The sequence below is a fragment of the Bradyrhizobium sp. CCBAU 53421 genome (genome assembly GCF_015291625.1).
In the GTDB taxonomy this organism is placed as follows: domain Bacteria; phylum Pseudomonadota; class Alphaproteobacteria; order Rhizobiales; family Xanthobacteraceae; genus Bradyrhizobium.
The window spans coordinates 4214759-4228156 of the sequence record NZ_CP030047.1 but is presented as its reverse complement, the minus strand read 5'-3'; the positions used below and the strand labels follow the sequence as shown (position 1 = coordinate 4228156).

14 protein-coding genes are annotated in these 13398 nt (G+C 61.9%); 8 read left to right on the top strand and 6 right to left on the bottom strand.

The features are described from left to right. Window positions 1-89: 89 nt before the first annotated feature. The 7 genes from XH92_RS20070 (at window position 90) to mgtA (ending at window position 8445) form a co-directional block, all read left to right on the top strand. Window positions 90-926: a universal stress protein gene (locus XH92_RS20070; RefSeq protein ID WP_194460727.1), complete on the top strand. Its 837-nt coding sequence runs from the start codon at window positions 90-92 to the stop codon at window positions 924-926. Between the two features lie 86 nt (window positions 927-1012). Next, window positions 1013-1297: a c-type cytochrome gene (locus XH92_RS20065; protein ID WP_194461344.1), complete on the top strand. Its 285-nt coding sequence runs from the start codon at window positions 1013-1015 to the stop codon at window positions 1295-1297. Window positions 1298-1361: 64 nt separating this feature from the next. Further along, entirely contained in the window at window positions 1362-2084 is a 723-nt protein-coding gene (locus XH92_RS20060; protein ID WP_194460726.1) for a CBS domain-containing protein, read from the top strand. A gap of 359 nt (window positions 2085-2443) precedes the next feature. Further along, on the top strand, window positions 2444-3121 hold the full coding sequence (locus XH92_RS20055) for a helix-turn-helix domain-containing protein (RefSeq protein ID WP_194460725.1): 678 nt from the start codon (window positions 2444-2446) through the stop codon (window positions 3119-3121). A 52-nt stretch (window positions 3122-3173) separates the two neighbouring features. Beyond that, a complete protein-coding gene (hemN, locus tag XH92_RS20050) occupies window positions 3174-4526 on the top strand; it encodes an oxygen-independent coproporphyrinogen III oxidase (protein ID WP_194460724.1) in 1353 nt (450 codons plus the stop codon). Window positions 4527-4730: 204 nt separating this feature from the next. After that, window positions 4731-5468, top strand: a complete 738-nt coding sequence (locus tag XH92_RS20045) for a CBS domain-containing protein (RefSeq protein ID WP_194460723.1) — start codon at window positions 4731-4733, stop codon at window positions 5466-5468. A gap of 367 nt (window positions 5469-5835) precedes the next feature. Next, the gene (gene mgtA, locus XH92_RS20040) at window positions 5836-8445 is read left to right on the top strand and encodes a magnesium-translocating P-type ATPase (protein ID WP_194460722.1); all 2610 of its coding nucleotides are present in this window, start codon (window positions 5836-5838) and stop codon (window positions 8443-8445) included. 369 nt (window positions 8446-8814) lie between these two features. Here mgtA and XH92_RS20035 read toward each other — a convergent pair whose 3' ends face one another. The 4 genes from XH92_RS20035 to XH92_RS20020 form a co-directional block, all read right to left on the bottom strand. After that, entirely contained in the window at window positions 8815-9075 is a 261-nt protein-coding gene (locus XH92_RS20035) for a hypothetical protein (protein ID WP_194460721.1), read from the bottom strand. Between the two features lie 16 nt (window positions 9076-9091). Next, window positions 9092-9304: a DUF2892 domain-containing protein gene (locus XH92_RS20030; RefSeq protein ID WP_194460720.1), complete on the bottom strand. Its 213-nt coding sequence runs from the start codon at window positions 9302-9304 to the stop codon at window positions 9092-9094. Window positions 9305-9883: 579 nt separating this feature from the next. After that, a complete protein-coding gene (locus XH92_RS20025) occupies window positions 9884-10255 on the bottom strand; it encodes a carboxymuconolactone decarboxylase family protein (protein WP_194460719.1) in 372 nt (123 codons plus the stop codon). A gap of 346 nt (window positions 10256-10601) precedes the next feature. Continuing rightward, window positions 10602-11063 carry a CBS domain-containing protein gene (locus XH92_RS20020; RefSeq protein ID WP_194460718.1) on the bottom strand — a complete coding sequence of 154 codons (462 nt, stop codon included), beginning with the start codon at window positions 11061-11063 and terminating at the stop codon, window positions 10602-10604. A gap of 357 nt (window positions 11064-11420) precedes the next feature. Here XH92_RS20020 and XH92_RS20015 point away from each other — a divergent pair, with 357 nt between their 5' ends. Beyond that, a complete protein-coding gene (locus XH92_RS20015) occupies window positions 11421-12047 on the top strand; it encodes a LysE family translocator (RefSeq protein WP_194460717.1) in 627 nt (208 codons plus the stop codon). A gap of 34 nt (window positions 12048-12081) precedes the next feature. Here XH92_RS20015 and XH92_RS20010 read toward each other — a convergent pair whose 3' ends face one another. Both XH92_RS20010 and XH92_RS20005 read right to left on the bottom strand, forming a co-directional pair. Next, a complete protein-coding gene (locus tag XH92_RS20010; protein ID WP_194460716.1) occupies window positions 12082-12546 on the bottom strand; it encodes a host attachment protein in 465 nt (154 codons plus the stop codon). A 95-nt stretch (window positions 12547-12641) separates the two neighbouring features. Continuing rightward, the gene (locus XH92_RS20005; RefSeq protein ID WP_246788499.1) at window positions 12642-13331 is read right to left on the bottom strand and encodes a S1C family serine protease; all 690 of its coding nucleotides are present in this window, start codon (window positions 13329-13331) and stop codon (window positions 12642-12644) included. Between the last annotated feature and the right edge of the window lie 67 nt (window positions 13332-13398).

Below are 13398 nucleotides of genomic sequence, written 5' to 3'. Positions count from 1 at the left end.
TCCGCAAACGCGCATGAGGCAGATCAAATTGGTGCGCCTCGACCCGTGCTCTGATGGCAAATGCGCTTCCACATCTTTGGAGAATGGCCATGTTCAAGAACATCCTGGTCCACATTCCGACGGAGCTGTCGCCGCGTCCCGCGGTCGACGGATCGGTCTCCCTCGCGCTCGCCACCGGCGCGCATCTCGACGCAATGGCGATCGGCTACGAGACTGCCAGCGTGCCGTTCGTCGTTGAAGGGAGCGTGGCGGTCGCCTCGCTGTTCGAGGTCGAACACGCACAGGCCCTCGTACGCGCCGAAGCTGCACTGCGCGTTTTCGATATCGAGGCGCGGAATGCAGGGATATCCTACGCAACCCGCGCCGTAGGCGCACTCCCCATCGACGCGCGCGAGACGATCTGTGCCAGTGCGCGACTGCATGACCTGACCGTGGTGGTGCAGCCGCTGGGCGAATACAACAGCTACGACAACGTGATCCCGCGGGAGCTGTTGTTCGAGGCCGGCGGTCCCGTCCTGTTCATGCCCTACACGTTCCATGGCGCATTCTCGGCGAAGCGAATCGGGATCTGCTGGGACGGCAGCCGGCTTGCTGCCCGCGCCCTCCACGACGCCATGCCGCTGCTGCGCGCAGCCGACGCTCTCGCCGTCATCACCATCGGTGCGGCCGGTCCGATCCCCTCCGAAAGCTCCACCGACCATCTGGTGCGCTATCTTGCGAAGGAAGGGCTTCCGGCCAAGATCGCGTCGTTGCCGGCGTCAAAGTCAGAAGTTCAGTCGATCCTGCTGTCGATCGCGGCAGATGAGAGCCTCGACCTTCTGGTAATGGGCGGATACGGCCACTCCCGTCTGCAGGAGACGCTGCTCGGCGGCGTTACGCGCGACATGCTGCGAGCGATGACCGTCCCGGTTCTGATGTCCCACTAAGCGCGAGCCGTCCCGTGAAACATCCTGCCAGGACATTTCGGCGTCATGTCGCTCACGGCCTCGTCATCATCGGCGCGATCCGCGCCATGCTGACTCCGGCCGCTGCCGACCAGGAACAAGGTCGTCGCCTTGCGCAGCTCTACTGCGCTCGCTGCCATTCAATCGACCGGGTAAGCCCGAGCCCGCTGAAGATAGCACCGCCGTTCCGGACATTGCACGAACGCTATCCGGTCGAGATGCTGCAGGAAGCACTGGCGGAAGGGATCGTCACCGGCCATCCGACCATGCCCCAGTTCAGCTTTGAGCCGGACCAGGTGGGCGACTTCATGCTGTTCCTGAAATCTCTGGAACACGGCCAGGCAGACCGTTGAGCCAGGTCAACGTGCGGGGCACGCGAAGCTTTATTGTTCGTTTCTCAACACGGAGGTCCCCAATATGCGTGCGCATCAGATCATGACCAAGCACATCATCGCCGTCAGTCCGCACACGAAGATCCTGGATGCGGCCAACATCATGCTGCGATGCCATCTCAGCGGCCTGCCGGTGATGGACGAAGACGGCACGCTCAGGGGCATGGTGTCCGAGGCAGATTTCCTGGAACGCGGCGAGATCGGCACAGGACACAAGCGATCAGCTTGGCTGGAGCTGTTCACCGGCGTGGGTCGCGCCGCCACCGATTTCGTGCATGAGCGCGGCCGCAAGGTCGAAGATGTCATGACGTCGAAGCCGATCACCGTCGACGAGCAGACGTCGCTCGACGAGATCGTGCATCTGATGCACAAGCATGGCGTGAAACGGGTGCCGGTCGTGAACGGCAAGACCATGGTCGGGATCGTCACCCGAGCGGACATCCTGCAGGCCGTCGCTTCGCTGGCGCGTGAAGTTCCCGATCCGACCGCCGATGACAGCCATATTCGCGAACGGATTCTGCGCGAAATCAACACCACCGGCTGGCGCCCTGCCGGCTTCCAGGTCTGGGTGCGCAACGGCGCCGTGCATCTGCACGGCCTGATCTTCGATGAACGAGCTCGCCAGGCCGCAATCGTGCTTGCCGAGAACACGTCGGGCGTCAAGGAAGTCCGCGATCATCTCTGCTTCGTCGACGGCTATTCGGGCTACTACGTCGAATCGCCGGAAGACATCAAGGCGGCCGGCTAGATAAGATCGAGGGGTCCAACATGGCAATCAGTACACTGCTTGTAGTCACGGCCGTCTGTCTCATCTTCGCGATCTTTGCGCTCGTGCTCGCCGTGACCGATCGCAACACGACGCGCTGGCTTCGGGAACAGGACGGGAATGAAGCCAGCACTCGCGCTGCATATCCCGACAAGAGCGGGAGCTAGCCTCGCCTCTCGACCAACGCGCAGAGCGACTCATGGCGCGGCACGAGGCTAGTTGTCCGGCTCCTACGTATATATACGTAAGTGGCTTCTACTTAGGGGAAATATCCAAATTTCCCGATCCAGAAGATGCGATCAATCTGGCTCCATCGATCTTCCCATCCATGGAGCGCCGCCATGCAGGCCCAGAACGCCATTTCTCTCGAGAACAGCCGCCACCCGACCAGCATCCTCAGCCGGCAGGCGCGCGTCGAAGGGCCTTTCGGCATGATCGGGATGCCGATGCGGTTCGCTCGCAACAGCGAGATCTACGGCGAGGACGAGGCCGCGGAATATCTCTACCAGGTCGTTTCAGGCGCGGTCCGAACCTTTAAGATCCTGGAAGACGGACGTCGCCAGATCGGCGCATTCTATCTGCCCGGCGACATCTTCGGCTTCGAGGCTGGCGAGACCCATATTTCCTCGGCCGAGGCCGTCTCCGAGACGCGGGTCATCGTGGTCAAGCGCGCCGCGCTCATGGTCCGTGCGACGCACGAAAAGGATCTGGCACGGCAGCTGTGGGATGCGACGGCCCGGGAACTGCGCCGTTTCCAGGAGCATCTGATGCTGCTGATCTGCAGCGCCGAAGATCGTGTCGTCGGCTTTCTCAACGACATGGCCCAGCGCGCCGTCAAGAATGCCGCCATCGAGCTTCCGATGTCGCGGCAGGATATCGCCGACTATCTCGGTCTGACGATCGAGACGGTGTCACGTACCTTTACCCAGCTCGAGCAGAACGGCGTGATCTCGCTACCGACCTCGCGCCGGGTAGAGCTTCGCAACCGTGCGATGTCGAACCGGGTCATGGCGGCGTAAGAGGGCGAGCCTGGCTCCGATGATCGGCGGCGCGTGAGAGGCAAGGAATCCAATGCGGTCGAGCCTGGCAATCACCTATGGGCAGGACAGACTGCCACGCTACACCAGCTATCCCACGGCTCCACATTTTTCTGCGTCGGTCGGCGAGGCTGACTACCGGGTATGGCTGAGGTCGGTTCCAGCTCGGCGGCCGGCCTCGATCTACCTGCATGTGCCGTTTTGCCGGTCGATGTGCTGGTACTGCGGGTGCCACACCTCCATCACCAAGCACAACGAACCGATCGCCATTTACGCCGCCGGCCTTCGCACCGAAGCGCACCTCGTCGCGGAAGCGGTCGGTCAGCGATTGCCCGTCTCGCATATCCATTTCGGTGGCGGCACCCCGACGATCATGACGCCCGAGACCTTTGCCGACCTCGTCAGCGCGCTGCGCTACTCGTTCTTCGTGCAGGCCGACGCCGAGATCGCCGTCGAGATCGATCCACGCACCCTGAGCGAGCCGATGGCGGAAGCATTGGGCTACAGCGGCGTCAACCGCGCGAGCCTTGGCGTCCAGAGCTTCGATCCTGTCGTCCAGCACGCCATCAATCGGTCGCAGAGCCTTGAGCAGACCGCGGAAGCGGTCGAGCGGCTGCGCCATGCCGGCGTCGGCCGCGTCAACTTCGACCTGCTTTACGGCCTGCCCGCTCAGACTGTCACTTCCTGCCTGGATACCATCGACAAATGCGTCGCGCTGCGGCCCGACCGGTTTTCCGTGTTCGGATACGCCCATATTCCTTCCTTCAAGAAGCACCAGCGCATGATCGACGAGGACTTGCTGCCGGATAGCCTCGAGCGGCATCGTCAGTCCGAGGCAATCGCGCAGGCGCTGACCGACGCCGGATACATCCGCATCGGCCTCGACCATTTCGCGCTCCCCGGCGACAATCTGGCCATGGCAAAGCGCGAGGGCCGGCTGCGGCGTAACTTCCAGGGCTACACGGACGATGCTGCCGAGACCTTGATCGGTCTCGGCGCCAGCGCAATCGGCCGCATGCCGCAGGGCTTCGTGCAGAATGCAGTCGCGACACGCGACTACCTGGCGCACATCGCCGAGGACCGGCTTGCCACCGTCAAGGGCTACATGCTGACGGCGGAGGACCGCTTTCGCGCCGACATCATCGAGCGCATCATGTGCGACATGGCCGTCGACTTGCCGCAAATATGCCACCAGCACCGCTGGGACCCGAGTTTGGCCGTCGTCGATCGGTCCCGGCTCGAGAGGTTGATCGCAGATGGCGCTGTGACGGTGAGGGGCGACCGTCTCCTGATCAACGATGACGCGGGATTCCTGGTCCGCAACGTCGCCTCGGCGTTCGACGCTCACCTCGGTCGCGCCACGGCACGGCATAGCCGAGCGGTCTAGGTTGCGACCGCGGCGGGCGGCCGGCCCCTTCGCGGTCCAACGGCACGCTGTCGTCCTTCCCCGGATGCCTCCTCGGGAGCGCGAGGTCCCGGTGAACAACGGCCGTCCGGTTGATCGGGATCAACACGCGTTGTTTGTTCCAGGAGTTAGCTGAGCTTCATCAGCTCATGTCGGAGGATTTGCGCCGTGCGCGTGCGGGAGATCATGTCACGGAACGTCATTGCAATCGATGCCGAGGCATCGGTGATCGATGCCATCAGGACGATGCTGTCCCATCACATCAGCGGCCTTCCTGTCACGGATCACGATGGAGCGCTCATCGGAATCCTGTCGGACGGAGATTTCATCCGGCGCGTGGAAGTTGGAACGGAGAAGCGCCGCGGCCGCTGGCTTGCGATGCTCGCAGGCACGAACCAGGTTGCACTCGACTTCGCGCGCCAACATGGCCGCAAGGTCAGTCAGATCATGTCGCCCGACCCAATCACCGTCGAGGAGGATACATCGCTCGAGCAGGTCGTCGAGCTCATGGAATCGCACGGCGTCACGCGATTCCCGGTCATGCGCGATAAGAAGCTGATCGGGATCGTCACGCGCACGGATTTCATGACGGCAATCGCAAAGCTTCGCCTCGAGTGGTCTTCCGCTTCCGGCAATGACGATCAGATCCGTGCGTCGGTCATTGCGGCATTTGCGCATGCGCCTTGGCGACCCGCTGCACTGAACGTCAGCGTAAATGACGGGATCGTCAGCCTGCGCGGCAGCATCCGGAACGACAATGCGCACAAAGCAGCGATCGTTGCTGCGGAAAACGTCGCGGGCGTGAAGCGGGTCGACGACCAACTGGTTAAGATCACCTACCCGCTGCCGGAGGACGATTATGGCGGCGGCGACTTTGTCTCGTTGCAGGAAGAGCCCTCGACCGAAGACGATCGCCCCTTGTAGGCATGCGAAAGGTGCCAACGATGGTGGCTGGCTTGTGCCGGCAGATTTAAGTCACCCGCTGCTTCGGATCTCCGATCAGACAGCGGCCTGCCCAAAAGAAGCTGCCAGCTTACGCCTGCCGGCAGCTTCAGTGGGGCGGGCTGTGCGCAGTTGGGGAATCCGCGCAGCCTCGAGCAAAGCGGATTGCGGGCGTGTCGGATTTGACGCCGCGGCGCAGTCCGGTCCCGACGCGATCTCACGATTCCAACGTTTAATCAATTAGTTATCGAAGAACGCTTTTGCCCGCGGGCAGCTTGAGCCACATCAACCGCGGATCCATTCGGCCGCACTACAATTTGCCAATTCTTTCCGACATCACGAGACCCTCATGCCGCTCAAGCCGTCCGCGTATGGGCCAGCCGTTGAAGCGTTCTGGCGGGAGCCGACCGATGCGCTGTTGCGCAGGCTGGACACTCAACGGTGCGGTCTGCGCCAACAGGAGGCCGAAAAGCGGCTCGCCCGGATCGGCCCGAACCTCGCAGAGCCGTCGCGGACGCGATCGATCCTGCAGAAGGTCGTGCATCGTCTGGTCAATCCGCTGATCGCCATCCTGATCGTGGCGGCGGCCGTATCGGGCTTCAGCGGCGACTTCGCGAGCTTTGTGATCATTACGCTAGTGGTGGGCCTGTCACTGACGCTGGACATCTTGCAGGAACATCGCGCGGAAGTCGCTGCCGATGCCTTGCGGCGCTCGGTTGCGATCCAGGCCGACGTCATTCGCGATGGTGCAATTGTGGCGCTACCAATCAGCGAACTCGTCCCCGGAGACGTCGTGGAGCTGCGGACCGGCGACCTCGTGCCGGCCGACGGGGTCGCGCTCATGGCCCGCGACTTCCAGCTGAACGAGGCCCTGATGACCGGCGAACCGTTTCCGGCCGCCAAGACGACCGAGCCATGCGCGACCAGCCTACCCGCCGAAGCGAGCAATGCCCTGTTCGCCGGCACCAGCGTCGTCGGCGGCAGCGGGGTCATGCTTGTCGTCGAGACCGGGCGTCGTACGCGCTTCGGCATGATCAGTGCCGAGCTGTTGGCGAACGATCCCCCAAGCGCCCTCGAGCAAGGCGTCCAGAAGCTTGGCCTGCTCATTCTCAAATTGACGCTTTTCTTGACGTTGTTCGTGCTGCTCGCCCATCTCGTGGCACATCGGCCGGCCATGGAGTCATTCCTGTTTGCCGTCGCGCTCGCTGTCGGCCTGACGCCCGAACTTTTGCCGATGGTGATGACGGTGACGTTGGCGCGCGGAGCGCAGCGGATGGCGAAGCGGCAGGTGATCGTCAAGAGGCTGTCTGCGATCCACGATCTTGGTGCAATGGACACGCTGTGCGTCGACAAGACCGGCACGCTGACAGAAGCCAAGATCACGCTCGCGGCACATTTTGATCCTGCGGGACGCCCCAGCGATCGGGTGCTCGAGCTGGCTCGATTGAACAGCGCTTTCCAGACCGGGATCCACAGCCCGCTGGATGAGGCGCTACTTGCTGCAGACAACCCGCCGGGGACCAGCGCCTGGACCCAGCTCGCCGAGATTCCCTTTGACTTCGAGCGGCGCTGCCTCTCGGTGCTTGCGGCGCGAGGCAGCGACCGGTTCCTGATCGTCAAGGGCGCGCCGGAAGCGATCATGGCCCGCGCGATCGCGGTCGAGGTCGATGGCCTGGCCCGACCGCTGGATGACAGCCACCGTGCAGAGCTCGTTCGCCTGCAGGACGACCATGCCCGGCAGGGCTTTCGGCTGCTCGGCGTCGCCATCCGAACCATGGCGCCGGATCGGGTCACCGTCACGACCGAGGACGAAGCTGTCCTGACGGTGGTCGGTTTCTGCGCCTTCGCAGACCCTCCCAAGCGCGATGCCGCCGACTCGGTCCGAGACCTGCGGGCACGCGGTGTCGGCATCAAGGTGCTCTCCGGAGACCACGCTGCGGTGGTCGCACACGTCGCGGATGCCGTCGGCCTCCCCTCGGGTCGCATCCTGACCGGCGGCGAGATAGCCGATTTGAGCGATCATGCACTCGCCGCCCAGATCGAGGATGTCGACCTGTTCGCCAGGATCGACCCCGAGCAGAAGCGACGGATCATCCGGGCTCTACGCCAGCGTGGTCACGTCGTCGGCTTCATAGGCGACGGCGTCAACGACGCTCCGGCAATTCACGCCGCCCATGTTGGAATTTCCGTCGCCGGTGCGACCGAGGTGGCACGCGCAGCCGCCGACATGATTTTGCTGGCCCCTGACCTCTCGGTGCTGGGCGCCGGTGTGATCGAGGGACGGCGAACGTTCGCGAACATCCTGAAATATGTCCGCATGGGTACCAGCTCGAATTTCGGAAACATGCTGTCGATGGCGCTGGCATCCCTTGCCCTGCCGTTCCTGCCACTGTTGCCGCTGCAGATCCTCCTGAACAACCTGCTCTACGATCTCTCCGAGACCGGCATTCCGTTTGACGAGATCGACGAGGAGGATGCCGAGAGACCCCAATCATGGAATATGGCGGATATTCTGCGGTTCACGTTCGTCATGGGCTCGATTTCATCGCTGTTCGACGTCGCGACTTTCACCATTCTCCTGAAGGTCTTCCATACCGATGCGGCCGCGTTCCAAACCGGCTGGTTCCTGGAATCGATCGCTACGCAGATCCTCGTGATCTTCCTGATCCGCTCGCGGCGGCCGCCGTGGCGCGCGAGCCGCCCGCACCGCATCCTGGCGTTGGGCTCGCTGGGCGCGCTTGCTTCAGGCATCTTCCTCGCCCTGGGACCGTTCGGTTCCTTGTTCGGTTTCGCGGACCTGCCGCCTGTACTCCTGGGCGCGATCACGCTGATAACGCTCGGCTACCTCGTCATGGCGGAGACCGGAAAGCGCCTTGCGCTTCCAGCCGCTACACATGAGCCAAATCGCGCTGCACTGGGGCGACAATATCCTGCCAGCGATACCGCACTGAATGGATGACCTACGACGCTACACATTAGCCAGGCCGTGGGACCGGAGTTGATCCGCATCAAGGCCCTTCGTCCCTGGAATGCGATCGTGGTGCCGGTAAGATACACGGCTTTGACCACAAATGGATCGATCACGGCAACGAAACGAACTGAGACTTGACGACGCGAGCGATAGGTATGCTCACGCCGTTCCAACCTTTACATCGATGCCGACGGTCAATCAGCTCCGACGCCGGCAGCGTCGGAGCGGTCCGACCGTCTCATGGTACGGCCGTGTGCTCATCGTTGGGACATTGCTGGTCGCCGCCGGCTGGGAGATCTTCCAGCTGCTTCTGACCATCATCACTCTCGACTGAAGGTTCGTTGAACGGATTTCGGGTCAGCTTGAAATTGAGGGAGCGTCCTGCACCAACTCGGCTGAACCATATGCGTCGGAGTTCGACTTTCGGAAGTACACCGAGCCCTCTCCCGGAACGCTCACGCAATGATGCTTCCTGGCAAATTGTGCGGCCTTGGCGGCAGCGACCTCGTTGATCCCAAACAACCGCTCATAATCATGATCGGAAATTCTCAAGACAGCGCCCGCGCCGAGACGATCGAGTCTCGACCGCAACTCGGCAAGAGTGAGGTCTTCATTCATTGCTGTTATCAGATCTCTAGACCGAGCTGGACTTCTGCCGAGTGTTGATTCCCAGCAACGTGTACAGCGGACAGTACGAGATGAATGCCGTCACGATCAAAACGAATCCGAGAGTCCCGGCGACCAGCCATCCCGCTCCCAGCGAGCCGTCCTTCACGGTATATGCGATCAGAGCCAGACCGATGAAGATCCGGGCGTACTGATCAATGAGTCCGACGTTGCGTGTCATGGCACCGAGCCTCCTTTAGTGAAGGTTCACTTTGAACGGACTCCGGCCCACAGCCCTTGATCATGATCAATTCATGCGGTGCAGATCGCAACCAGCATGACATCGGCCAAATCCCCGCTCCACCAGCTCGGACATTGCCTGTTGTCGCGCATGCGGCTCGGCCAAGGTTAAGCCTGCCTCGATCCCCTCGACTCTTCGTTAGTCACCTGCCTGATCCTGCCCTACGCTACGGGCCGAGCGGGCGAGCGCCTCATATCCGGCCGCGATCTTCATGAAATGATCGCGAGTCGCTTGGTCCTGATGTCGCGCGGCCTGCCGCTTCGTCCGCTCGGCGCGGGACGCCCAATATGACGCGTCGTCCTGAGGCTTACGGGCGCGCGGCTTCTTCTCCGCCACCTCATCGGCATTCTTCGCCGCTTGACGTGGCTGCGCAACGGTGACGGCTCCACTCCCGTGTTGCTGCGGCAGCCGCCGCTTGCCATCTCCAGCGCACATCGCACCAATCTCCCGGCTATCGAAGGGGAACAGCTCCGGTCCCTTCCAGCAGTTCGCCAACGCCTCACGGCGCGTGACGTCGGATCAATCCATCGCCGGCTCGGGAACCACCGCGCGCTCCTGAAACTGGTCGTAAGCCCCCAGCGCGTCGGCGGCATACATCAGGGACGGTCCGCCGCCCATATAGACCGCCAAGCCGAGCGCCTCCTCGACCTCCTTGCGGCTAACCCCAAGCTTGACCAGGGCCACGGCGTGGAAGCCGATGCAGCCATCGCAGTGCGCGGCAACGCCCAGCGCGAGCGCGATCAATTCCTTCGTCCGGGCATCAAGCGCGCCATTTCTGGTGGCCGCCTGCGCCATGGCCGAGAACGCTCGCATGGTTTCAGGAATACCTTTGCGCAGCTGGCCCAGATTGTTGGAGATGCGCTTGCAGACGTCGGCATAGTCCTTTTGCATGCTACCCTCGGTCTTTTGCTATTGGAACGGTCCAGAGGAAGGGCGGCTTCGCCGACGGGGGTGCAACGGCGGGCGCCGCCCTTCATCCAACGCAGGCCGGCAACACGATCTGGCCTCTCTGAAGGACGTGCGTGTTCGGCCTGCAAGGACCCGCGCTTTGTAACGCATCGATTTCCAGTGATATTTGCGCCAGATCAAACTGAGCGCAGAAGGTCAATTCAGCGATAGCATTCCATGATGGTAAGGTGCGGAGTCGAGCCTACTTTCTCGCCGCTGGTACGCTCGACCGGAAGCGCGCACGGATCGTTCGCGCGTTGCCCACAATTGCCTGCTGCGGTCTTCCGCATCAATCGCCCTCGGATCGCGCGAGTATTCGCTCGAGCGCGGTGATCAGCTGCACACGTCCGACGATGCCAACCACACGCGTATCCCGGAGAACCATGACTTGCGATATCTGATGCTTGTCCATTTCGACCACGATCTCATCCACAGTCGCGCGTTCGTCGACGCAAACCGGCTTGCGGCTCATCACAGCGTCGACGCTCAGGGCCCGGGTCCGCTCACGGACCAGTCGCCCCTCCTCTCTGCTCAGCAGCCATTCGAGCCAAAAGCCCTCTGGCCAATGCACGCCGAGTTCGCGACGATGAAGGAAGTCGCCCTCGGAGATAACACCGATCAGCGCCCCTGAGCCATCGAGCACAGGCAAGCCGCGCTGGCCGGTTTCCAGCAAGAGACGAACGGCATAGAGCAATGGCGCGCCGGGTTTGATCGTCGAGAAAGACGTCCGCATGACATCCAAAGCCAACATGGCAACCTCCCCAGAGCTTCGTGTACGCGATGATCTGCCAGCATCGATCAAAAATGGAAGGCCAGGCTGATCTGGATCAATAAGCCGCGCAGCTTTTTATACCCGCTGGTTTTCGCCGCACGATCATCCGGCGAGCTGTCAGGCAAATATGGAATCGCCGCTGAGGATGGGGCCGCTACCCTGATTGCCCACGTCGAATGCTACTCGCGGAAGCTCGCGGCCGTTGCGCGTTCTGCTGACTGCAGCCATGTCAGCTCGAAATCGAGAGCGGTAGCATAACACGGAGAATTTGACCCAGATCAAGCCATCAAACCAAGATCTAGGGCAACCCCGCGTGGGGGACGCGCGGATCGATCCATGGGTGAAAACTCTCTCTTTGCTTTCACACTAACGGTCACGCTCATCGAACTGACACCGGGGCCTAACATGGGCTATCTTGCGGTGCTGGCCGCGTCGGCTGGCCGCAGGGCCGGTCTTGCCGCGACAGCCGGTGTCGCCTTGGGCTTGTTAGGAATTGGAATCGCATCGTCGCTCGGCCTTGCAGCTATCGTGGCTGCCTCCGACCCGATTTACGAAGCCCTTCGCTGGGGTGGCGCGCTCTACCTGCTTTGGCTTGCCTGGCAAGGATGGCGCGATGCACCACAAGAGATCACCAAGCCATTCGAAGCGACGGCGAACACCAGATTTTTCCTCAGGGGCTTGATTACCAATCTTCTCAATCCCAAGGCCGGTGTTTTCTATCTATCGATCTTTCCGACTTTTATCGACGAGGCGCGTCCACTGCTTCTGCAGACGGCGATCTTGCTGACAGTATACGTCACGATAGCGACTGCAGTTCATACGGCTGTCGTGATTTCAGCCAACGCCATCCGGCCAAGCATCGAAAAACGGGCAAATACAATGCTCATCAGGCGGATAATGTCAGCGTTGCTGGCCGTCGTAGCGATCTGGCTGTTCTATACGACGAGACGGACTTACTCTTGAACTCGCTCTTGAGGTACTGTCGGCCGCACAGTACCTATCGTGTGTGCGACGCAAGTGCTTCCACAATGTGCCTTTCAATTTCCCCGACGCGAAGCCTGGTCAGATCCTTGGCAATCTCCGCAATGATGTGGCGTCTGACATCGGGAGCGAGTGTCGCTCGAAGCTGTGCCAGAGTGCGCGGTGGAGCGACGATGACAAGCGCCGTCGCTCTTCGACTCCGGACCATGGTCTCTGCTGCCCGCGCAATCCGCCTTGTGAATCGATACTCCTCGAGTTCGTACCAGTTCGTCGGTTCGACGGCTCCCCGCTGACCGGAGACGATCCCCTTTACGAAGTGTCCGGGGCGGTCCGTGCCTTGCAGATGCGTCGCCGGATTCTGATCGTCGAAGACAGCCTCCGCCTTCAAGTTGGGAACCCGATCATCGCCTTCGTTGCGGAGCAACAATGCCTTGCGCCCGTCCCCGACAAACACCAGCGCGTTGTTTGGAATTCCCGCCATCTCGACATCCTCCGCTTCAACGGCTCCTCTCCAGGGCCGGGAAACTCCAGATCGGATCAAACGGCCTCAAATCGATCCAGGATCGCAGCGAACACCTAGTTCATCCTGACGAACAGGCGATCGATGGCATCCGAGGGAACCGCAAAGGCGCGCTCGGATTCGGTCTCGCCTACGCTGGCGGCGACAATGCCGATCACTTCGCCCCGCAGATTGAACAGCGGCCCGCCTGCACTGCCACGATCCAGCAACGCGTCGGTCTGAATGAGATCCTGGCAGGGAATGCCAGGCCGCGAACGATGCAGAGCGCTGACGATGCCGAAGCTAACGCTCGGAGTGGATCCCGCGGAGCCACCGACCGCAAGGACGAAATCCCCGGGCTCTGCGTCGATCGATCGACCGATGCGGGCTGCGGTCAGGCCGGAGGCCGAAATCCTCAGCATCGCCAGGTCATATCGCTCGTCGGCCACTACAAATCTGGCGTCGAGCTGGCGCCCGTCCGGCAATCGGACCGATAGTGTCTTGGCGCCGTTGACTACATGATTGCTCGTCACGATCAATCCGGACTCCGCCTTGATGATGACGCCCGCACCATACACGTCCTTCGTCGTGGGAAGCGGACCATTGGGAAGCTCGGCACCAGCGCCCATTGACCGGGAGGCTGCCGCAGCCTCCGTGCTGGCCTTTATGCCGACAACACTTTGGATGACCTTCCCGACCAGTGGAGCAAGAGTTTGCACATCCCGGATTTCCCCTGCTTGCGCCAGCCCAGGCCAGAGCAGGAGCATGCACGTGACGACGATCACGGATAACGACAGGCGTTCGGACCACTTTCGCGCCAACTTGCGGCATGGT